A 21,241-nucleotide genomic window follows, 5' to 3' on the forward strand; every position below is an offset into this window, starting at 1 on the left:
GCAGCTCCCCTGTTATCGCAGCGTGCAGTGGTCCGCGAGGTGACGGATCACTCGAGGCTTCAGGCTAGATGATGGTCGTCGCCGCCGATGAGGCGCCCGACGTCCCGCCGCGGCGGCGCGCCACGGCGCGCGGCATCCGATGTTCACCGGCACCCCGTACCCTTAATTGCCGTGGCCAGCGCAATGAGACGGATGATCGACGTGCTGCGCGCTGCCCCGGAGACGATCACCGCGATCGTGCGTCAGATCCCGCGACGGCGCGTGGTCGTCGCCGCGATCGCCATTGTGATTCTTATCGCAATCGCGTTGCTGGTGCCGCTGCCCACCGCCGTGCAACTGCGCGACTGGGCCCGGTCGTTGGGGCCGTGGTTCCCGCTGGCGTTCCTGGCCGCGCACAGCGTCGGCACCGTGTTGCCGTTCCCACGCACCGCGTTCACGCTGGCCGCCGGCCTGCTGTTCGGTTCCGCGCTGGGCATCGCCCTGGCGGTGACCGCGAGCACGATCAGCGCCGTGCTGGCGGTGCTGGCGGTGCGCGGCTTCGGCTGGCAGCTCGCCAGGATGGTCAGCCATCCGACCGTCGACGCCGTCGATGCGCACCTGCGCCGCCGCGGCTGGCTGGCGGTGCTGTCGCTGCGGCTGATTCCGGCGGTGCCGTTCTCTGTGATCAACTACGCCGCCGGCGCGTCGTCGGTGCGCCTGCTGCCGTATGCGGCCGCGACGATGATCGGGCTGTTCCCCGGCACCGCGGCCGTGGTCATCCTGGGCGACGCCCTGACCGGCAGCGTCAATCCCCTGCTCGTGCTGATCTCGCTGTGCACTGCCGGCGTCGGCGTGGCCGGGCTGGCCCTCGAGGTCCGCAGCCACCGCCGCGGGGCGGCCGACCGGCCTCAGGAGCCGGTGTCGGGTCCCTTGGCGGTCAACGTCGCGAACAGCGCCAGGAACGACGACGCCGCCACCAGTCCCACGCTGTAATCCTTGGCGCGCATGTGCGCGCCCACCGCCAACGTGAAGTACACCGTCAGCAGCAGGGTGGTCAGCCGGGCCAGCGCCGGGAAGCGGCCCGCCGCGGCCAGTCCGACCGCCGAGGCCGCCTTGACCACGGGCAGGATCGGTCGGTACCGCTGCGGCAACCGGACGTCATCGAGCGCCTTGGTGATCGGTGCCAGCGGGATGGCGCAGGCCACCGCGTCACCGGCCTGGATGGCCGCCAGCGCGGCGTAGGTCTTCGGGGACGTCAGCATGCTCACGCCTCCTCTCGGTGGTGGGCCCCGGACTGCAGCGGGGACGGCGGCATCATGCCGGGGCCGGGCAGCGCCGCGGCGGAGGTGTCACGCGCATCGGCCTCGGCCTTGGCGACGGCCTCGGCGATCGCCGGGTCGCTCTTGGTCTCGAACCAGTCGGCCACGTCGTCGGAGTCGTCGACCGGGGCCTGATCGGGTTCCACGGGTGACGGGGTGTAGCGGAACACACCGTCCTCGCCGGGGGCGCCGAGCAGCTTGGTGAATCCCTGCAGCGCGGAACCGAAGTCGCTGGGCACCAGCCAGACCTTGTTGGCCTCGCCCTCGGCCATCTTGGGCAGCGTCTGCAGGTATTGGTAGGCCAGCAGCTCGGGGGTCGGCCGGCCGGCCTTGATCGCGGCGAAGGTCTTCTCGATGGCCTTGGCCTGCCCCTGGGCCTGCAGGTACTGCGCGGCCCGCTCGCCCTGGGCGCGCAGAATCCGGGATTGCCGCTCGGCCTCGGCCGAGAGGATCGCCGCCTGCTTGGAGCCCTCGGCGGCCAGGATCGCGGCCTGCTTCTGCCCCTCGGCCTGCTTGATCGAGGATTCCCGCACGCCCTCGGCGTTGAGGATCATTGCGCGCTTCTCCCGGTCGGCGCGCATCTGCTTCTCCATGGAGTCCTGGATCGAGACCGGTGGGTCGATGGCCTTGAGCTCGACCCGCGCCACCCGCAGCCCCCACTTGTTGGTGGCCTCGTCCAGCACGCCGCGCAGCTGGCCGTTGATCGAGTCGCGCGAGGTCAGGGTCTGCTCCAGCGTCATCCCGCCGACCACGTTGCGCAGCGTCGTCGTGGTGAGTTGCTCGACACCGACGATGTAGTTGCTGATCTGGTAGACCGCCGCCTGCGGGTTGGTGACCTGGAAGTAGACCACCGTGTCGATGTTCACCGTCAGGTTGTCCTCGGTGATCACCGGCTGCGGCGGGAAGGACACCACGCGCTCGCGCAGGTCCACCCGGGCGCGGATGCGGTCGATGAACGGCACCAGCAGGGTCAACTGCCCCGAGACGGTCTTGCTGTACCGGCCCAGCCGCTCGATCACCGCGGCCTCGGCCTGCGGGATCAGCGCGACGGACTTGGCCACGATGATGACCGCGACGATCACCAGCACGGCCAGCAGCACGAGACCGGTTACCGCACCATCCATGAGAACTCCTTCAGTCGTTCTTCCAGACCACCGCGGTGGCGCCGTCGATGCGCATGACCATCACGTGGTCACCGGCTTCGTAGACGTCGTGATCGTTCAGCGGCCGGGCGGTCCACACCTCGCCGTCGAGCTTTACCTGGCCCGCGTGCTGGGTGACCTGGTCGAGCACCAGGGCCGAGCGGCCCTCCAGCGCCTCGATGCCGGTCTCGAGCGCCGCCGCGGACTGCATCCGGCGGCGCAGGGCGGGACGCACCAGGACCAGCAGCAGCACCGAGACCACCAGGAACACCGCGCCGTCGGCCCAGATCGGCCAGTCCAGCAGCCAACTGGTCCCGGCCGCGGCCAACGCTCCCCCGCCGAGCATCAGCAGGAAGAGGTCACCGGTGAGCACCTCGGCACCGGCGAGCCCCAGTGCTGCGATGAGCCAAAGCAGGGCCGCGGGCATGGGCCCAGGATAACGTGCGGACGCCCGGCGTGGCCTCGGCTCGCGCCCGACGGTGGCGGTCGGCGGTTGCCATTACACTTCCTCACATCATGTGGTGTCCGAGTGTTTCGCTGACGTTGTGGGCCAATGCCTGGCTGGCCGGCCAAGCCGCGCCCGACGACGTCCTCGACGCGTTGTCCGTTTGGGCGACAACGCATTCGGTGGCCGCCTACGATTCCGTGGCCGCGGACGTCACCGGCCTGCCGTGGCCGGACGTCGACACCGCCACCTCGGTGTCGCTGCTGCAGACCGTGCGCGCCGCTGCGGGTTTGCGGGCGACGCCGGGCCCGGCGCTGAATCTGGTGCTGCCGGTGCCCGGGGACGCGCGCGGATTGCCCGCGGGCAGCACATTCGCCCGCGATGCGATGAGCGCGGGTGAGGCCGTGATCGTGACCTCGGAGCGCGGCGCACCGATCGGGCTGGTGCCCGAGTTCGAGGGCCTCGACAACGGCCCGGACGAGGGTCTGGACGACGATCTCGACGGCGCCGGTCTCGACGGCGCCGCGCCGGTGCTGTCCTGGACCGTGTACTCGTTGCCCGCCGCTCCGACGCCCGAGCACATCGACCTGGGCGAGGCGGAATACGCGCTGCGCTCGGCGGTCCGCTCGGCCGCCGAGGCGCTGACCGCCCTGCGCGCCGGCGGTAGCGGCCTCGACGTCGATGATCCCCGCGCGCTGGTCGAGCAGGTGCTCGAGGCCTCCCATGCGCACGACGCCCCGCCGCATGCGCCCACCCGGGCGCTGCGGGTGCTCGAGAACGCCGCGCAGGTGGATGCGATCATCACCGTCAGTGCCGGGTTGATGCCGATCGCCACGCAGTCGTCATCGGAGGCTCAGTTGGCCTCGGATGCCCTGCGACCACTGGCCGGCGTGGTGCGCTCCGCGCGCCAGGCCGCGGTTACCGCGATCCTGCACTCGGCGTGGTAGCGCAGCAGCCCGCCGAGCACGGCGCGCCGTTGACGCTGAACCCGTAGCCCGGCACCGGATTCGGGCCCGCCACGCGTGCGGGCTCCCGACCTTGCCGCAGTTCGTCGACGAGGTCGACGATCAGGCGCGCGAAGCGCACGTCGTCGTTGGGCGAGAACGCGCGCACCAGCGGCAGCCCGGCGGCCTCGGCCTGCTCGGCCACCTCGTTGTCGAGGTCCCACACCACCTCGATGTGGTCGGCGACGAATCCGATCGGGCAGACGATGACGGCCGGCACTCCCCGATCCACCAGCGCGGCAACGTGATCGCCGATGTCCGGTTCCAGCCACGGGACCTGCGGTGGGCCGGAGCGGGACTGCCACACCTGATCGTAGGACTCGTATCCGGCGGCCGCCGCGACCAGCGCCGAGGCGTAGGTGACCTGCCGGCTGTACAGCTGCGGGCCGTGGCGCTCGTCGGCGGCCAGCGGGATCGAGTGCGCGGTGAACACCAGGCGAGCCTGGTCGCGCAGCGGCTCGGGCAGCCGGCCGCGCGCCTCGGCGATGGCGTCGGCGAACAGTTCCACGAACCGCGGATGGTCGAAGAACTGGCGCAGCTTGACCAGTTCCGGCGCGCCCGGCCCGGCCGCCGCGCGGGCGCGGGCAATGTCCTCGGTGTACTGGGTGCAACCCGAGTAACCGCCCCAGGCCGAGGTGGCGAACACCGCCGCGCGCCGAACACCGTTGTCGCGCATGGCGATCACGGTGTCCTCGAGGTACGGCTCCCAGTTCCGGTTGCCGAAGTAGATCGGCAGGTCGGTCTGGGTGTGCAGCTGTTCGATCAGCGCCCGGTTGATGCCGTTGATGGGCGATACGCCGCCGAAGTGGAAGTAGTGCTCGGCGACGTCGTCGAGACGCTCGGGCGGGACGTTGCGGCCACGGGTGACGTTCTCCAGGAAGGGCCGCACCTGTTCGGGACCCTCCGGTCCGCCGAAGGACAGCAACAGGATGGCGTCAAACTCCATGGAAGCCCATCAGAGCAACTGGGTGTGAGCGCCGCCGTCGGCGTAGATGATCGTGCCGGTGGTGGCGGGCAACCAATCCGACAGCAGGGCGCACACGGTCTTCGCGACCGGGGTGGGGTCCTTCATGTTCCACCCCACCGGGGCGCGCTGGTCCCAGCCCTCCTCGAGCAGCCGCATCTGATCGCCGGCCTCGGCGCCCAGGGCACCGCCGACGATGGCGCTCATCGCCAGGGTCCGGATCGGGCCGGCCGCAACGAGATTCGAACGCACACCGAACGGTCCGGCCTCACGGGCGACGAACCGGTTCACCGACTCCAGGGCGCTCTTGGCGACGGTCATCCAGTTGTAGGCGGGCATGGCGCGGGTCGGGTCGAAGTCCATGCCGACGATGCTGCCGCCGGAGTTGAGCACCGGCAGGGTGGCCTTGGCCAGCGAGGCGTACGAGTACGCCGAGATGTGGATGCCCTTGGCGACATCCTCGTAGGGCGCATCGAAGAAGGGGTTGACGCCCATACCGGTCTGAGGCATGAAGCCGATCGAGTGCACCACCCCGTCGAGCTTGTTGCCCTCGCCGATCACCTCGGTGATGCGGCCGGCCAGCGAGTCCAGGTGCTCGGAGTTCTGCACGTCGAGTTCCAGCAGCGGCGCCGGTTTGGGCAGCCGATCGGCGATGCGCTGGATCAGCTTGAGCCGGTCGAAGCCGGTCAGCACCAGTTCGGCGCCGGCCTCCTGGGCCTGCTTGGCGATGTGGAACGCGATGGACGAGTCGGTGATGATCCCCGTGACGAGGATGCGCTTGCCCTCGAGAAACCCTGTCATGTCTGCAATCCTCTTCTGTTCTAGTGGCCCATGCCCATGCCACCGTCGACGGGGATGACCGCGCCGGCGATGTAGCTCGCGTCTTCTGATGCCAGGAAGCTGACCGCCCCGGCGACCTCCTCGGCGGTGCCGACCCGCTTGGCCGGGATGAACTCCAGCGCACCGGACTGGATCCGCTCGTCGAGCGCCCGGGTCATCTCGGTGTCGATGTAGCCGGGGGCGACCACGTTCGCGGTGACGCCGGCCTTCGACAGTTCCCGGGAGATCGAGCGCGCCATGCCGATCAGGCCGGCCTTGGCGGCCGCATAGTTGGCCTGGTTGCCGATCCCCCACATGCCCGAGACCGATCCGATGTAGATGATCCGGCCGAAGCGCTTGCGCTGCATGCTGCGGGACGCCCGCTGGGTCACCCGGAACGCGCCGGTGAGGTTGGCGTTGATGACCTCTTCGAAGCGCTCCTCGGTCATCCGCATCAGGAACGCGTCCTTGGAGATCCCGGCGTTGGCCACCAGCACCTCGACCGGCCCCTGGTGTTCCTCGACCTCCTTGAACGCGCGGTCGACGGCCTCGTTGTCGGTGACGTCGCACACCACGCCGAAGAGCCCGTCCGGCGCCCCGGAGCCGCGGTGGGTGACCGCCACCTTGTGGCCGTCGGCGGCCAGCCGCTGCGCGATGGCCAGGCCGATCCCCCGGTTACCCCCGGTGACCAGCACGGAGCGCGGAACGAACGGCGGCTTGGCGCCGGCGGGTGCGGCGGCGTTGTCGGTGGCGGCAGTATCGGTCATGGTCGTCAACTTATCGTCTCGTTGTCTGTTCGCCGAAATCGACGCGACGGGCCTCAGCCCGGCAGCCGGCGGTTGATCAGCAGGGCGCCCAGCGCCGCGGCGGCCAACACCAGCGCACCCAATCGCAGCCAGCCCGTGCTGGCGTCACCCTTGATGGTTTCGTAGCCGATCTGCTCCTGCAGCGAGGTGAACACCTCCTTGAGCTGCTCGAGGCTGGAGGCCGTGTAGGCGTTGCCGCCGGACAGGTCCGCGATGCGCTTGAGCATCTCGTCGTCCACCGGGACGGGCTGGCGCTGCTCGTTGATCTCGACGTAGCCGTAGGCCGTGCCGAAGGACACCGTCGAGATCGGCACGCCCTGGTCCTTGGCCGTGCGCGCGGCGGTGAACGCGCCCTTGGGGTTGTCCGGGTTCGACGGCACCGTCTCCTTGCCGTCGGACATCAGCACGATGCGGGCCGGCGGGGGTTCGTCGCCGCCGCCGATCACCGCGCCCACCGTGGCGATGGACTGCAGCGAGGTGAAGATCGCCTCACCGGTCGCGGTGCGATCGGCGAGCTGCAGCTTGTCGATCGCGTTCTTGGTGGACTCGCGGTTGGTGGTCGGCGAGACCAGCACCGTGGCGGTGCCGGCATAGGAGATCAGGCCCAGGTTGATCCCGGGGGTGAGCTGGTCGGCGAACTGCTTGGCGGCCTCCTGGGCCGCGGCCAGCCGACTGGGGGCGACGTCGGTGGCGCGCATGGACTGGGACACGTCGATGACGAGCATCACCACGGCCCGGTTGCGCGGGATCCGCACGTCGTGGGTGGGGCCGGCCATCGCCACGGTCAGCAGGCTCAGCGAGCACACCATCAGGATCGCCGGCAAGTGCCGCCAACGCGACGGACGTTTGGGCGCAACGCTTTCCAGCAGCTCCATGTTGGCAAACCGCAGCACCCGCTGGTGGCGGGCCAGTTGCACGACGATGTAGAGCGCGATGATGCCGAGGACGGCGAAGAAGAACAGCAGGAACCACGGGTGTTCGAAGCCGCTCAGCGACATCGGCCCGAGCAACGGCAAGGTCATAAACGCTCAGTCTTCTCTCTCGCTGTCATTGCCGGCCCGCCAGCGCGCCGCGGCGCCGGGACGCGACGAACCGCACGATGTCGGCGATCCAGTCCCGGTCGGTGCGCAGCGTCAGCAGCGGGGCGCCGCACCGCCGCAGCGTGCGGGCCACCTCCTGGCGGTGCGCGGCGGCGGCCTGCTCGAAGTCGTCGCGCAGGCGGGCGTCGATGGTGAATTCCCGGGTGACACCGGATTCGGTGTCCTGTAACACCACATCGCCGACGTCGGGCAGTTCCACGTCGCGGGGGTCGAGCACCTCGATGCCCAGCACCTCGTGGCGCGCGGAGATGGCGCGCAGCGGCCGCATCCAGTTGATCGGCCCGAGGAAGTCGCTGATCACCACCGCCATCCCGCGGCGGCGCTCGGGGCGGCGCAGCGCGTCGATGGCCTCGGCCAGGTTGCCGCGGACCCCCTGCGGGGCGCGCGGCATGGTGGCGATGGTGCGCAGCAGGGTCTGCTCGTGCTGACGACCCGAGAGCGCCGGGACGCGGATCATGTTGTCGCCATTGGCGATCAGGGCGCCGAGCCGGTTCCCGCCGCCGCTGTTCAGATAGGTGATCGCCGCCGCCGCGGCCACCGCGAGGTCGCGCTTCTCGCAGCCGGTGGTGCCGAAATCGAGGCTCGCCGACATGTCGACCACCAACCAGGTCTCGAGCTCACGGTCGGCGATCATCTGCCGGACGTGCGGATGGGTGGTCCGCGCGGTCACCGACCAGTCCATCCGGCGGACGTCGTCGCCGGGCTGATACATCCGGGACTCCCCGGGTTCCGAGCCGGGTCCGGGGATCAGACCGAGGTGATCGCCGTGCAGGACACCGTCGAGCTTGCGCTTGACGGTGAGTTCCAGCGTGCGCAGCGCCGCCGACAGTTTCGGATCGCCGATCTCGCCGCGTTGGAACGACGGCGGATGGACGGACTGCGAGTCACTCACCGACCGTTGGCCGCCGCAGCCGGCACCCCGGTGGGTACCGAATTGCCTTGCTGAGCAACGGCATTGACCTGCGGCAACGCCACCGTCTGCAGCACCCGGTTGATCACCGTCTCTGCGGCGATGTCGTCGGCCAGCGCGTCGTAGGTCAGCACCAACCGGTGCCGCAGCACGTCCGGGATGACCTCGATGACGTCCTGCGGGATCACGTAGTCGCGACCGCGCACCAGCGCCAGCGCGCGGGCCGCGGCGATCACGCCGAGCGAGGCGCGCGGCGAGGCGCCGAAGGCGACCCACGCCTTGACGTCGTTGAGGCCGAACTGCTCGGGCTGGCGGGTCGCGGTGATGACCCGGACCACGTAGTCGACCAGCGCGTGGTGGACGAAGTTGTTGGCGGCCAGATCCTGCAACCGCAGCAAATCGCCGGGGTTGAGGATCTGCTTGGGCTCCGGGGGCGTCACGCCCATCCGGTAGATGATCTCGCGTTCTTCCTCGGGGCTCGGGTAGTCCACGTTGATCTTGAACAGGAAGCGGTCGCGCTGGGCTTCCGGCAGCGGGTAGACACCCTCGTTCTCGATCGGGTTCTGGGTGGCCATCACCAGGAACGGCTTGGGCAGCGGGTAGGTCTTGCCGCCGATGGAGATCTTGCGCTCGGCCATCACCTCGAGCAGTGCGGACTGCACCTTGGCCGGCGCCCGGTTGATCTCGTCGGCCAGCAGGAAGTTGACCACCACGGGGCCGAGTTCGATGTCGAACTCCTCGCGGCCCTGGCGGTAGATCCGGGTGCCGACGATGTCGGTGGGCACGAGGTCCGGGGTGAACTGGATGCGCGCGAAGGTCCCGCCGACGACTTTGGCGAAGGTCTCCACGGCCAGCGTCTTGGCGACGCCCGGGACGCCCTCGAGCAGCACGTGGCCCTTGGCGAGCAGCCCGACCAGGATGCGCTCGACCAGCTGGTCCTGGCCGACGATGATGCGCTTGACCTCGAAGATCGCCCGCTCCAGGGTGTGTACCTCAGCGGCCAGGCCGTTGGACCCGCCCGCCGGAGCGGATGTCGACGGCGGGGCCGCGTGAGCGCCGGATCCCGGCGTGTAGTTGGGCGCCCCACCTGGTGATGTCATCGACTACGTCCTCCAGACTCCTGCGTTTTCCTGGGTTTACCAGACTCAACTATTCCAGGCAGTTCGGAATCCGTCGACGTGCCCCACCGGCTCTGAAGGAATTGCCTGGGTTGGTTCAGGACTCGATGATGCGGGCCACGTAGGGCTGCAGCCCGGCCGTGCGCACCTGGCTGACCGTCACCTTGCCGGCGCTCCCGGAGGCCTCGAGCATGCGTCCGGCACCCAGGAAGATCGCCACGTGTTGACTGCCGCCGGGACCCCAGAACAACAGATCCCCGCGCTTGGCCTGCGAGACCGGGACCTTGCGGCCGGTGTCGTACTGGTCGCCGGAGTACTTGGGGATCAGCACGCCGACCCCGGCGTAGGAGAACTGGGTGAAGCCCGAGCAGTCGAAGCCCACGGTGCCCGCCCCGGACTCGATGCCGGTCGACGGCCCGGTGGGTTTGCCCCCGCCCCACGAGTACGGGACGCCCATCTGCGTACCGCCGCGGCGGATGACGTACTCGATGGCCTGCGGGCCGCGCACCCGGCCGGGCGCGACCCCGGCGGGCGCCCCGCCGATGCCGATGCTCGACAGGAACTTGCGACCGAGGTCCATGGTCGCCTGGGTGGCCTGCGCGGTGGCGGCCAGCGACGCGTTGGCGATGGCCAGCGGGTCGCCGGGGGCGCCGGCGCTGAGCACCTGGGGCAGGGTGGGATCCCACTGCCCGCCGTCGGGTTCGGCGTGGGCCGGGATGGCCAGCCCGATCGCCAGCAGGATCGACACCAACGCGGTCAACAGGGTGCGCTGGTACCGAAACAGCTTGTGACGCATATATTTACATCTTCCGTCAGTATTCGATGTAGCGGACGACGTGCGGGGTCATGCCGCTGGTGCGAACCGGCGAGATCTTGACGTGAGAACCGGTGTAGGGCGCCTCGAGCATCTGCCCGTCACCCAGGTAGATCGTGACGTGCTGGCTGCCGCCGGGGCCGTAGAAGATGACGTCGCCCCGACGCATCTGCGACGACGGGATCTTGCGGCCCATGTTGTACTGCGACCCGGAGTAGTGCGGCAGCTTGATGCCGACACCGGCGAACGCGTAGAGCACCAGGCCCGAGCAGTCGAAGCCCACGGTGTTGGCCCCGGAGTCGATACCCCGGCTCGGGCCGGCGGCATTCCCGCCACCCCAGGAGTACGGCACACCCATCTGCGACATGCCGCGCCGGATGACGTACTCGGCGGCCTGCCGGCCATAGACCCGCGGGATCGCGCCGTTGGTGATCCCGTTGTCGGCGGGCTTGAGGATGCCGATCTTCTCCAGGAACTTGCGGCCCAGGTCGGCGGTGACCTGCGCGGAGGTCGCCGAGATCTGCAGCACGGTGTTGACGATGGCAATCGGATCGCCGGAGATGAACGCGCTCGGCACCATCGGCAGGGTGGTGTCCCATTGGCTGATGTCGCCGTAGGGCACCGCACCCGCGGCCGCGGCGGGGCTGCGGTCCCAGTCCCCCGCCGGATCCGTCGCGCCGGCCGGTGCCGGTGCCGCCGGGGCGCCCTGGGCCGCCGGGGCGGGCGGTCCGGAGGGTGCGGCCGGTGCCGGTCGCGCCGCGGCCAGGCGGGCCTTGGCGGCCTCGCGCTCGGCGGCCAACGCGTCGACCTGCGCCTGCTGCTCGCCGAAGGTGTGCTGGGCGGACTGGAGCGCCTGGACCGCGGCGTCCTGGCTGGCCTGCGCGTCGTGCGCGGCCTGGTCGGCCTTCTGCTTGGCCGACCGCGCCATGGATTCCCTGTTCACCTGCTCGGTGCGGGCGCGCTCGAGGTTGGTCATCACCTGTTCGGAGCTGACCGACAGGGTCTTACTGGCCGAGGCGGTGGCGATGATCTCGTCGGGCGTGCCGGCCGACAGGTAGGAACCGGACGGTCCCGCGATGTAGGTCGCCGCGGCGAACTTGTCGAACCGCTGCTGCGCGTCGGCGATCGCGGCATTGGCGGCCTCGACCGCCCCGGCGCTGGCCTCGACCTCGCGCTGGGCGAGTTCGGCGTTGTCGCGCGCGGTCTGCACCTCGACGAGGGCCTTGTTGACGCTCTCCTGCTGGAGCTGGATCTGCGCCCCGAGATCGTCGAGGCGCTGATTGGCCTCGGCAACATCGGCGATCAGCGCGGCGACGCTGTTGGGGTTCGGTTCTGGGTCCGCGGCCGCGACGCCCGCGTTGACGAAGCCTGGTGTCGCCGCGAGCAACGCCAACGCCGCAACCTGAGAAATGGCCCGGACGGGCACCATGCGTCTCATTCGACTCGGTCTCCTCATGGCTTCGCTCAACCCGATGGCCCCCGCCCACTGCAGTCACAGGAGGCACACCTACATCAATAGGCTTAGTTTGCACCGTACGTCACGCGTGTCGCTAAAGAAACTTTAGTCACAAATTACAGGATTGTAATTAAATGAATGTAACCAAATGGTGACCTTGCACCATTTGTCGAATAAGGCCCCGGCGGGTCAATGCGGAGCGGCAGAAGCGGTGTCTGCCTGCGACTTTGGCGTCTCGACCGACTTTGCCCGGACTTGCAGCATTCGAGTGGCGACGGCGGCCAGTAATACGCCGACGGTAAGCACGATCGTCAGTCCGGTCCACGGGAAATCCGGTGTGTTCAACTGATCGACGAAATTCTGCGCCGACTGCACCGGATTACCGGTCTTGGCAAGGTCCTCGCCGGCCTCGAGGGTGACCCGGTCGAAGGCCTGACTGTGGGTCCCGGCGAACGACGGGCTCAACACCAGGACGGTGGCATCGGGGTGGGACTGCGCCACCACGGTCGCGATATCGCGCAGTGGGGTGTCGATCGGCGGATTGCTGTCGATCACCACGACCTTGAGGTCGATCCCCTGTTCCCGGGCGCCGGCGACCACCTGCTGCAGGCCGGCCTCGTCGGCCGGATCCGCGCTGACCCCGTCGGCGGCAACCTCGATGAGCACCGCATCCATGTCGACGTCGGCCGGAATATAGGCCGGGAACACCGGGGTCTGAGGACCAAGCATGGGAAGCACGGTACGCGACGTGTGCGGTGCCGGGTTGGCACCGCGCCCCGGCAGGGGGAAGACTTGGGGTCGGGGCCGGTGCGTACTACGCACCCGCACCCCCGCTCTTGCAGTACGGGCGTACTGTTAAAGTAGTGGACATCGCCGGCACAGCCCGTCGGCGAGACAACTAAACGCCGGGAGTTGATGTGACCAGCAAGAATTCGTTTGGAGCGCGCGCCACGCTCAACGTCGGAGACAACAGCTACGAGATCTACCGCCTCGATGCGGTCCCGGGCACCGAAAAGCTTCCCTACAGCCTCAAAGTGCTCGCCGAGAACCTGCTGCGCACCGAGGACGGCGCCAATATCACCAAGGAGCACGTCGAGGCGCTCGCCAACTGGGATCCCAGTGCCGAACCCAGCGTCGAGATCCAGTTCACCCCCGCCCGCGTGGTCATGCAGGACTTCACCGGGGTGCCGTGCATCGTGGACCTGGCGACCATGCGTGAGGCGATCGGTGCGCTCGGCGGCGACCCCGAGAAGGTCAACCCGCTGGCGCCGGCCGACCTGGTGATCGACCACTCGGTGATCGCCGACCTGTTCGGTCGCGCCGACGCGTTCGAGCGCAACGTGGAGATCGAATACGAGCGCAACGGCGAGCGCTACCAGTTCCTGCGCTGGGGTCAGGGCGCGTTCGACGACTTCAAGGTCGTCCCCCCGGGCACCGGCATCGTCCACCAGGTCAACATCGAATACCTGGCACCGGTGGTCATGCAGCGCGAGGGGGTCGCCTACCCGGACACCTGCGTCGGCACCGACAGCCACACCACCATGGTCAACGGCCTGGGCGTGCTGGGCTGGGGCGTCGGCGGCATCGAGGCCGAGGCCGCGATGCTCGGCCAGCCCGTGTCGATGCTCATCCCCCGCGTCGTCGGGTTCAAGCTCACCGGCGAGCGCCAGACCGGCGTGACCGCCACCGACATCGTGCTCACCGCCACCGAGATGCTGCGCCAGCACGGCGTGGTCGGCAAGTTCGTCGAGTTCTACGGCGAGGGGGTGGCCGAGATCCCCCTGGCCAACCGCGCCACGCTGGGCAACATGAGCCCTGAATTCGGTTCCACCGCAGCGATTTTCCCGATCGACGACGAGACGCTGAGCTATCTGCGGTTCACCGGTCGCAGCGAGGAGCAGCTGGGGCTGGTGGAGGCCTACGCCAAGGAGCAGGGCCTGTGGCACGACCCGTCGCGCGAGCCCAAGTACTCCGAGTACATCGAACTGGACCTGTCCACCGTGGTGCCCTCGATCGCCGGCCCGAAGCGGCCGCAGGACCGCATCGCGCTCGACGAGGCGAAGAGCACCTGGCGGCGCGACATCGCCGACTACGTCGAGGACGGCGAGTTCAACGGTGAATACACCAAGCTCGACGAGGCCATCGACGAGACGTTCCCGGCCAGCGACCCGGTGCGCAACACCTCGTTCCTGAACAACAAGAAGCCGCCGGCCCACGAGGAGCACCACGCCACGGCCGGCGCCGGTCGCCCGTCCAAGCGCGTGGCCGTCAAGTCCAGCGAACTCGGCGAGTTCGAGATCGACCACGGCGCCGTGGTGATCGCGGCCATCACCTCCTGCACCAACACCTCCAACCCGGAGGTCATGCTCGGTGCGGCGCTGCTGGCCCGCAACGCGGTCGAGAAGGGCCTGGCCACCAAGCCCTGGGTGAAGACCACCATGGCCCCGGGCTCGCAGGTCGTCAGCGACTACTACGACAAGGCCGGCCTGTGGCCGTACCTGGAGAAGCTGGGCTTCTTCCTGGTGGGTTACGGCTGCACCACCTGCATCGGCAACAGCGGTCCGCTGCCGGAGGAGATCTCCAAGGCGATCAACGACAACGACCTCGCCGCGGCTGCCGTGCTGTCGGGCAACCGCAACTTCGAGGGCCGGATCAACCCGGACGTCAAGATGAACTACCTGGCCTCGCCCCCGCTGGTGATCGCCTACGCGCTGGCCGGGTCGATGGACTTCGACTTCGAGGCCGACCCGCTGGGTCAGGACTCCGACGGCAACGACGTCTTCCTGAAGGACATCTGGCCCACGCAGCAGGACATCTCCGACACCATCGCCTCGTCGATCAGCCGGGAGATGTTCCTCAAGAACTACGCAGACGTCTTCAAGGGCGACGAGCGCTGGCAGAACCTGCCCACCCCGGACGGCAAGACCTTCGAGTGGGATCCGCAGTCGACCTACGTGCGCAAGCCTCCGTACTTCGACGGGATGCCGGCCGAGCCGACCCCGGTGTCGGACATCACCGGCGCCAGAGTCCTTGCGCTGCTGGGTGATTCGGTGACCACCGACCACATCAGCCCGGCGGGCAACATCAAGGAGGGCACGCCGGCGGCGCAGTACCTGGTGGACAACGGTGTCGAGCGCAAGAACTTCAACTCGTTCGGGTCGCGGCGCGGCAACCACGAGGTGATGATCCGCGGCACCTTCGCCAACATCCGGCTGCGCAACCAGCTGCTCGACGACGTCTCCGGTGGCTACACCCGCGACTTCACCCAGGAGGGCGCGCCGCAGGCGTTCATCTACGACGCCTCGCAGAACTACCAGCAGGCCGGCATCCCGCTGGTGGTCCTGGGCGGCAAGGAGTACGGCTCCGGCTCGTCGCGGGACTGGGCGGCCAAGGGCACCAGCCTGCTGGGCGTGCGCGCGGTCATCACCGAGTCCTTCGAGCGCATCCACCGCTCGAATCTCATTGGCATGGGCGTCATCCCGCTGCAGTTCCCCGCGGGTGAGTCGGCCGGATCGCTGGGGCTCGACGGCACCGAGACCTACGACATCACCGGTATCGAGGAACTCAACAACGGCCGCACTCCGGAGACCGTGCACGTGACGGCCACCAAGGAGGACGGTTCGAAGGTGGAGTTCGACGCGGTGGTCCGCATCGACACCCCGGGCGAGGCCGACTACTTCCGCAACGGCGGCATCCTGCAGTACGTCCTGCGGAACATGCTGAAGGCCTGAGCGGGGCCGAGGGTAGTCGGGACCACCGTCCATGCCCAAAGTCAGTGAGGACCATCTGGCCGCTCGCCGCCGCCAGATTCTCGACGGCGCCCGTCGCTGCTTTGCCGAACACGGCTACGACAGAGCGACGGTGCGCCGCCTCGAGCAGTCCATCGGCCTGTCGCGGGGGGCGATCTTCCATCACTTCCGCGACAAGGACTCACTGTTCTTCGAACTCGCGCGCGAGGACGCCGAGCGGATGGCCGATGTCGCCTCCCGCGAGGGCCTGATCCAGGTGATGCGGGACATGCTGGCCGCGCCGGAGGAGTTCGACTGGCTGGCCACCCGGCTGGAGATCGCCCGAAAGCTCCGCAACGACCCGGTATTTCATCAGGGTTGGGCGGAGCGGTCGGCCGAACTGTCGGCGGCCACCAGCGAGCGGTTGCGCCGCCAGAAACAGGCCGGCCGGCTACGCGACGACGTGCCCGGCGAGGTGCTGCAGACCTATCTGGATCTCGTGCTCGACGGGTTGGTGGCGCGGCTGGCCTCCGGCGACGACCCGACCGAGCTCAGCGCGGTCCTCGATCTGGTCGAGGATTCGGTGCGCCAACCGAATTGACGCCTGCGCGAATCAGCCGACGCGGCGGGTCCGATGGTTGGGCCCGCCGCGGCTGCGCATCGTGGTGCCCGATTCGCGCAGCATCGAGTGGATGGACCCGTAGGAGCGACCCGTGCTCGCGACCAGTGTTCGGATGCTCGCGCCGCCCTCGTAGGCCCGGCGCAGTTCCTCGATCAGCTGATCGCGTGCCTTGTTCGGCTTCTTCATTGAGGCCTCCCGCAGTTAACCGATCCCCGGCACCATCCAGGGTAGAACCGCCGCGGGCAAATTCGGCCGGAATCGGTGAAACCTGCTGCGCGGGAACTACGCCCCGTCAGGCGAGCTCGATCAGATCCCGGTACTCGTCGGACCAGAAGTCCTCGGTGCCGTCGGGCAGCAGAACCACCCGCTGCGGGTCGAGGGCCTCGGCCGCACCCGGGTCGTGGGTCACCAGCACCACCGCGCCCTGATAGCTGCGCAGCGCGTCGAGAACCTGCTCGCGCGAGGCCGGGTCCAGGTTGTTGGTGGGCTCGTCGAGCAGCAGCACGTTGGCCGTCGAGGCCACCAGACCGGCCAGCGCCAGGCGGGTCTTCTCGCCGCCGGACAGCGTGCCGGCCGGCTGGTCGAGTTGGGCGCCGGTGAACATGAACGCGCCGAGGAGCCCGCGTAGGTCCTGCTCGCCGGTGTCCGGCGCGGCGTGGCGGATGTTCTCCCAGACGGTGGCGTGGTCGTCGAGGGTGTCGTGTTCCTGGGCGAAGTAGCCGATCTTGAGCCCGTGGCCCGGTTCGATCGCGCCGGCGTCGAGGGTCTCCACCCCGGCCAGCTGCCGCAGCAGGGTGGTCTTGCCCGCGCCGTTGAGACCGAGCACCACGACGCGGGAGCCCCGGTCGATGGCCAGGTCCACGCCGGTGAAGACCTCCAGCGAGCCGTAGTTCTTGGTCAGGCCCTTGGCGACCAGCGGGGTGCGACCACACGCGGCCGGCGTCGGGAACTTGATCCGGGCCACCTTGTCGGCGACCCGTTCCTCGTCCAGCGCCGCCATCATCCGGTCCGCACGGCGCAACATGTTCTGTGCCGCAACGGCTTTGGTGGCCTTAGCGCCCATCTTGGCGGCCTGGGTACGCAGCGCGGACGCCTTGCGCTCGGCGTTGGCGCGCTCACGCCGCCGGCGCTGCTCATCGGTCGCGCGGGCATCGAGGTATTTCTGCCACCCCATGTTGTACACGTCGACCTCGCCGCGCACGGCGTCGAGGAACCACACCCGGTTGACCACGTCGGCGAGCAGTTCGACGTTGTGACTGATCATCACCAGCCCGCCGGTGTGGTTCTTCAGGAAGTCCCGCAGCCAGCCGATCGAGTCCGCGTCGAGGTGGTTGGTCGGCTCGTCGAGCAGCAAGGTGGTGGCCGAACCCGAGCCGCTGTCGCTGGCGGCGAACAGGATCCGGGACAGCTCCACCCGGCGTCGCTGACCGCCCGACAGTGTGCGCAGCGGCTGGGTCAGCACCCGCTCGGGCAGCCCCAGGCTCGCGCAGATCCGGCCGGCCTCGCTCTCGGCCGCGTATCCCCCGAGCGCGGAGAACCGCTCCTCGAGTTGGCCGTAGCGGCGCACGGCCTGATCCCGGGCCTTCTCGTCGACGACCTCGGCCATCAGCGCCTGCTGCTTCTCCAGATCGGCCAGCAGCGTGTCGAGGCCGCGGGCGGACAGCACCCGGTCGCGCGCCAGGATGTCGAGGTCGCCCTCCTTGGGGTCCTGGGGCAGGTAGCCGATCTCGCCGGCGCGGGTGACCTCGCCGGCGTAGGGCTCCCCCTCGCCGGCCAGGATGCGCATGGTCGTGGTCTTGCCGGCGCCGTTGCGCCCGACCAGGCCGATGCGGTCGCCGGGCTGGACCCGCAGCGCGGGGCCGTCGGCAAGGAGCAGCGTGCGGGCCCCGGCGCGGACCTCCAGGTCCGTTGCGGTGATCACGAACTGCGCTCCTGTTACTCGTCTACTTGTCGTCGGTGAAGACGGGGTCTCTGTTCTCCGCGCGCGCGGCCACCGCTTCTTCGAAATTTCCGGTGAGTAGGCGCAGATAGAGCTGCCCCAGCCCTTCGGCCTGCATGTGCCCTTCCAGGGTAGCGGCGTCCAGTCCACTCCATAGCGTGCGCTTCGTCAACTCGATTCCCGGCCGCGAGAACGACGCGATGCGCTGCGCCATCGCCAGACAGGTCGGCAGCAGGTCGGCGTCGGGGACCTGCTGGGACACCAAGCCGATCCGCTCGGCCTCCACGGCGTCGACATCGCGGCCGGTGAGCATGATCTCGAAGGCCCGCGACGTGCCGATGGCGCGCGGCAGCAGGAAGCTCAGCCCCAGCTCGCTGGCGGTCAGCCCGTTGTTGATCCCGGCCGCGCGGAAATACGCCGCTGCGCCGGCCACCCGGATGTCGCAGGCCAGCGCCAGGCACAGGCCGCCGCCGATGGCGGCGCCGTTGACCGCCGCGATCACCGGCTGGTGCAGCCGGCGCAGTCCCAGGATGACGTCGTCGAGCAGCTGCATCGAGCGCAGGCCGAAGGCGGGCCGGGTCAGGCCCTCGACATGCGGTACGGCGCCGGCGGACTTGTGGTCGGCACCGGAGGAGAAGCCGCTGCCCGCACCCGTGAGGATCACCGCGCGGACGTCATTGTCATGCTTGACGTCGTCGAGGACCCGACGCAGTGGGACCATCACGTCGAAGGCCATCGAGTTCATCCGCTCGGGCCGGTTCAGTGTGATCACCGCGACCCCGGGGCGCGGGCGGTCGACGAGGACGAATTCCGAGACGAAGTCAGCACTCACGACAGCACGCTATCGCGTGCTGTCGTCGGACAGGCCGAAGTCCTCAGGCCTCCTTGGTATCGGCCTGCTCCTGGACGGCCGCGTCCACGTCGAACTCCTTGACCTGCTGGATCAGCTGCTCCAGGGCCGCGGGCGGCAGCGCCCCCGCCTGGTTGAACACCAGCTTGCCCTTCTTGAAGGCCATCAGCGTGGGGATGGAGCGAATCTCGGCGGCCGCGGCGAGTTCCTGCTCGGCCTCGGTGTCCACCTTGGCGAACACCACGTCCGGGTGCTGGTCGGAGGAGGCCTCGTAGGTCGGCGCGAAGGCGCGACACGGTCCACACCACGACGCCCAGAAGTCGATCAACACGATGTCGTTGCCGGTGACCGTTTCGTTGAAGCGATCCGCGGTGAGGTCGGTGGTAGCCACGTGACTCCTAACGTCGGCATGGCGGGCGATGTTCCCCACCGACCCTGTCACACCGCATCGAGCTGGTAAACCCGCACCCAGTCGACCTGCATCTGCTGCGGGGCGAACGGCTCGTCGGGGTCCGGGTCGCCGGTCCACGGGTTGCCGATCGCCACGTTCATGATCAGGTAGTGCGGCCAGGCGCCGGAGAACGGCGTCCAGTCCCCGCCCATCGCCTCGTATTCGGCGCGGGTGATCTGCCCGGTCTGCACGCCGTCGACGTGCCAGATGATCTTGTCGGAATACCAGTCGATGCCGTACTCGTGGAAGTCCGCCGACAGGTCCACGCCGAGATCCTGCTCGACGCCCTGCAGCTGGATGTCGGTGGTGTTGTCGGTCTGCGCCGGGCCGTGGATGTTGCCGTGCCACATGCGTCGGCCTTCCGCGGTCCCGAGTCCGGGCACCTCGACGATGTCGACCTCGCCCTGCCGCGGCCAGTCGAAGTGGTGGCCCGGCTCCTCGCCGACCATCCAGAACGCCGGCAACGTGCCCTCGGTGTAGGGCATCTTGATGCGGGCCACGATCCGCGAATTCGCCTCGACGGAGACCTTCTCGTAGGTCACCACCCGCGCCGAGGTGTAGTCGTCCGGGGCGCCGCGGCCGTCCGGGGGCGTCTCGCGGCGCGCCTCGATCACCAGGACGCCGTCCTCGTTGACCCAGACGTTCGAGCCGTCCGATGTGTAGTACTGATTCTCGCCACCCGGCTCACCCCAGCGGCCGCTCTGCAGTCGCCAGTGCCGTTGGGCGTCGTCGAGGTTGTCGAAATTCGACTCCCAGATCAGCGTCGGCGGCTTCGGTGTGACCACCTCGGGCGGCGCGGACACCGGCGGTGCGGACACCGGCGGCGTCACCACGGGCGGCACGGGCACGGGTTTCACCGGGGTGAAGATGCCCGCGCGCAACCGCTCGCGCAAGTTCAGCAGGTGTGCGCGCAACTGCTCACCCAGTCGGACGCGCTGGGCCTGCAGGCGGCTCTGCAGGACCGTGGCCGGACGGGGTTGCAGCTGGGCCCGGACCCTCTCCTGCACTTGGGCCTGAACCTTGTCCTTGAGCGTGGCCTGGACCCGTTCCTGGAGCCCCTGCCCGAACTTTGTCGGCGCCGCCGGGTCCGTGGCCGTTGCCGCCTCGACGTCGACCTTTTCGATGGCCCGCGACTCGACGGACCTCGGCTCGACGGACCTCGGCTCCACAGTCCTTGCCTCGACCGCCCGGGCCTGGCGGGGACGCACCGATCTCGGCACCTCGTTCGGCGCCTCGGCGGCCACCTCCCGGGTGTTGACCCACTGCCGGCGCGATTCCCGACGCGGCGCAGTGCGTTCGATGTCGCGTGCCACATCGCGGTCGACCTTCGCCGCCGACAGCTTCTGCCGGAGCCGCTCGGTGGGTCGTTCCTCGGTCCCGCGTCCGGCCCGACGGTCGGTCCGCACCCGCGGCCCACGCTCGCGGGCCGACTGGCGGGACTCGGATTTGACCGCGCGGTCGGCCTTGCTCGGCCGCGCCGACGACGAGTCCGAACGTGCACCGGTGGAGGATTCCGACTCGGCCGCGGCCACGCCCGCGCCGACGGTGATGGCGGCACTGAGGCCGCCCGCCAACAGGCCGACGCCGAGCCAGTACCGATAGGCGTCCTTGTGCACCGCTCGATGCTTCTTCTGAATTTGCGCACGACTGACCATCTACCGTTCCTCCAATTTCCTCGGGCTGCTGAGGTAAATCAAAAGCACAAAATGGGTATTGCCGAATCAGCTGCAGCTGTGTGAATTCATGGGTAATTTGAATTCAAACTAATCAACGGA

The 21,241-nt window shown here is 69.0% G+C and carries 21 protein-coding genes; 4 read left to right on the forward strand and 17 right to left on the reverse strand.

From position 1 onward, the window contains the following. Positions 1 to 183: 183 nt before the first annotated feature. Complete coding sequence (locus tag EL338_RS12875) at positions 184 to 972, forward strand: TVP38/TMEM64 family protein (protein WP_126336839.1); 789 nt, start codon at positions 184 to 186, stop codon at positions 970 to 972. Here EL338_RS12875 and EL338_RS12880 read toward each other — a convergent pair. From EL338_RS12880 to EL338_RS12890, 3 genes are read right to left on the reverse strand one after another with little or no spacing between them, the layout of a single operon-like run. Then, on the reverse strand, positions 888 to 1,247 hold the full coding sequence (locus EL338_RS12880; RefSeq protein WP_126334112.1) for a DoxX family protein: 360 nt from the start codon (positions 1,245 to 1,247) through the stop codon (positions 888 to 890). The genes EL338_RS12875 and EL338_RS12880 overlap by 85 nt on opposite strands. Then, on the reverse strand, positions 1,244 to 2,422 hold the full coding sequence (locus EL338_RS12885; RefSeq protein WP_235666124.1) for an SPFH domain-containing protein: 1,179 nt from the start codon (positions 2,420 to 2,422) through the stop codon (positions 1,244 to 1,246). Before EL338_RS12885 ends, EL338_RS12880 begins: the two co-directional genes overlap by 4 nt. Positions 2,423 to 2,432: 10 nt before the next feature. After that, the gene (locus tag EL338_RS12890) at positions 2,433 to 2,867 is read right to left on the reverse strand and encodes an NfeD family protein (RefSeq protein ID WP_126334113.1); all 435 of its coding nucleotides are present in this window, start codon (positions 2,865 to 2,867) and stop codon (positions 2,433 to 2,435) included. 89 nt (positions 2,868 to 2,956) lie between these two features. Here EL338_RS12890 and EL338_RS12895 point away from each other — a divergent pair, with 89 nt between their 5' ends. Further along, the gene (locus EL338_RS12895) at positions 2,957 to 3,832 is read left to right on the forward strand and encodes an Rv1486c family protein (protein WP_126334114.1); all 876 of its coding nucleotides are present in this window, start codon (positions 2,957 to 2,959) and stop codon (positions 3,830 to 3,832) included. Here EL338_RS12895 and EL338_RS12900 read toward each other — a convergent pair. From EL338_RS12900 to EL338_RS12940, 9 genes are all read right to left on the reverse strand, one after another. Next, positions 3,804 to 4,835: a ferrochelatase gene (locus EL338_RS12900; protein ID WP_126334115.1), complete on the reverse strand. Its 1,032-nt coding sequence runs from the start codon at positions 4,833 to 4,835 to the stop codon at positions 3,804 to 3,806. The two genes, EL338_RS12895 and EL338_RS12900, sit on opposite strands and share 29 nt — an antisense overlap. Before the next feature lie 9 nt (positions 4,836 to 4,844). Continuing rightward, positions 4,845 to 5,654, reverse strand: coding sequence for an NADH-dependent enoyl-ACP reductase InhA (gene inhA, locus EL338_RS12905; RefSeq protein ID WP_126334116.1), 810 nt, complete (start codon positions 5,652 to 5,654; stop codon positions 4,845 to 4,847). Between the two features lie 20 nt (positions 5,655 to 5,674). Then, positions 5,675 to 6,439: a 3-oxoacyl-ACP reductase FabG1 gene (fabG1, locus tag EL338_RS12910; protein WP_126334117.1), complete on the reverse strand. Its 765-nt coding sequence runs from the start codon at positions 6,437 to 6,439 to the stop codon at positions 5,675 to 5,677. Between the two features lie 53 nt (positions 6,440 to 6,492). After that, the gene (locus tag EL338_RS12915; protein ID WP_126334118.1) at positions 6,493 to 7,500 is read right to left on the reverse strand and encodes a VWA domain-containing protein; all 1,008 of its coding nucleotides are present in this window, start codon (positions 7,498 to 7,500) and stop codon (positions 6,493 to 6,495) included. A 25-nt stretch (positions 7,501 to 7,525) separates the two neighbouring features. Then, positions 7,526 to 8,470, reverse strand: coding sequence for a DUF58 domain-containing protein (locus EL338_RS12920; RefSeq protein WP_126334119.1), 945 nt, complete (start codon positions 8,468 to 8,470; stop codon positions 7,526 to 7,528). After that, on the reverse strand, positions 8,467 to 9,588 hold the full coding sequence (moxR1, locus tag EL338_RS12925) for a chaperone MoxR1 (RefSeq protein WP_126334120.1): 1,122 nt from the start codon (positions 9,586 to 9,588) through the stop codon (positions 8,467 to 8,469). Before moxR1 ends, EL338_RS12920 begins: the two co-directional genes overlap by 4 nt. A 115-nt stretch (positions 9,589 to 9,703) precedes the next feature. Continuing rightward, positions 9,704 to 10,402, reverse strand: a complete 699-nt coding sequence (gene ripB / locus EL338_RS12930; protein WP_126334121.1) for an NlpC/P60 family peptidoglycan endopeptidase RipB — start codon at positions 10,400 to 10,402, stop codon at positions 9,704 to 9,706. 16 nt (positions 10,403 to 10,418) lie between these two features. Next, positions 10,419 to 11,876: an NlpC/P60 family peptidoglycan endopeptidase RipA gene (ripA, locus tag EL338_RS12935; RefSeq protein ID WP_235666125.1), complete on the reverse strand. Its 1,458-nt coding sequence runs from the start codon at positions 11,874 to 11,876 to the stop codon at positions 10,419 to 10,421. Between the two features lie 189 nt (positions 11,877 to 12,065). Beyond that, positions 12,066 to 12,605: an Rv1476 family membrane protein gene (locus EL338_RS12940; RefSeq protein WP_126334123.1), complete on the reverse strand. Its 540-nt coding sequence runs from the start codon at positions 12,603 to 12,605 to the stop codon at positions 12,066 to 12,068. Positions 12,606 to 12,793: 188 nt separating this feature from the next. Between EL338_RS12940 and EL338_RS12945 the strand changes: the two genes are divergently transcribed. Beyond that, entirely contained in the window at positions 12,794 to 15,607 is a 2,814-nt protein-coding gene (locus EL338_RS12945) for an aconitate hydratase (RefSeq protein WP_126334124.1), read from the forward strand. Positions 15,608 to 15,638: 31 nt separating this feature from the next. Next, positions 15,639 to 16,205, forward strand: coding sequence for a TetR/AcrR family transcriptional regulator (locus tag EL338_RS12950; RefSeq protein WP_126334125.1), 567 nt, complete (start codon positions 15,639 to 15,641; stop codon positions 16,203 to 16,205). Between the two features lie 12 nt (positions 16,206 to 16,217). On the opposite strand, the gene EL338_RS12955 is transcribed toward EL338_RS12950, so the two are convergent. The 5 genes from EL338_RS12955 to EL338_RS26530 form a co-directional block, all read right to left on the reverse strand. Then, on the reverse strand, positions 16,218 to 16,412 hold the full coding sequence (locus EL338_RS12955) for a helix-turn-helix domain-containing protein (RefSeq protein WP_126334126.1): 195 nt from the start codon (positions 16,410 to 16,412) through the stop codon (positions 16,218 to 16,220). A gap of 106 nt (positions 16,413 to 16,518) precedes the next feature. Further along, positions 16,519 to 18,147, reverse strand: coding sequence for an ABC-F family ATP-binding cassette domain-containing protein (locus EL338_RS12960; RefSeq protein WP_126334127.1), 1,629 nt, complete (start codon positions 18,145 to 18,147; stop codon positions 16,519 to 16,521). 22 nt (positions 18,148 to 18,169) lie between these two features. After that, on the reverse strand, positions 18,170 to 18,997 hold the full coding sequence (locus tag EL338_RS12965) for an enoyl-CoA hydratase (protein WP_126334128.1): 828 nt from the start codon (positions 18,995 to 18,997) through the stop codon (positions 18,170 to 18,172). A gap of 43 nt (positions 18,998 to 19,040) precedes the next feature. Next, positions 19,041 to 19,406 carry a thioredoxin gene (gene trxA, locus EL338_RS12970; protein ID WP_126334129.1) on the reverse strand — a complete coding sequence of 122 codons (366 nt, stop codon included), beginning with the start codon at positions 19,404 to 19,406 and terminating at the stop codon, positions 19,041 to 19,043. A gap of 47 nt (positions 19,407 to 19,453) precedes the next feature. After that, on the reverse strand, positions 19,454 to 21,121 hold the full coding sequence (locus EL338_RS26530) for a glycoside hydrolase family 16 protein (RefSeq protein ID WP_235666126.1): 1,668 nt from the start codon (positions 21,119 to 21,121) through the stop codon (positions 19,454 to 19,456). Positions 21,122 to 21,241 lie beyond the last annotated feature (120 nt).

Origin of the sequence: Mycolicibacterium chitae (genome assembly GCF_900637205.1) — a bacterium.
Classification (GTDB): Bacteria; Actinomycetota; Actinomycetes; order Mycobacteriales; family Mycobacteriaceae; genus Mycobacterium; species Mycobacterium chitae.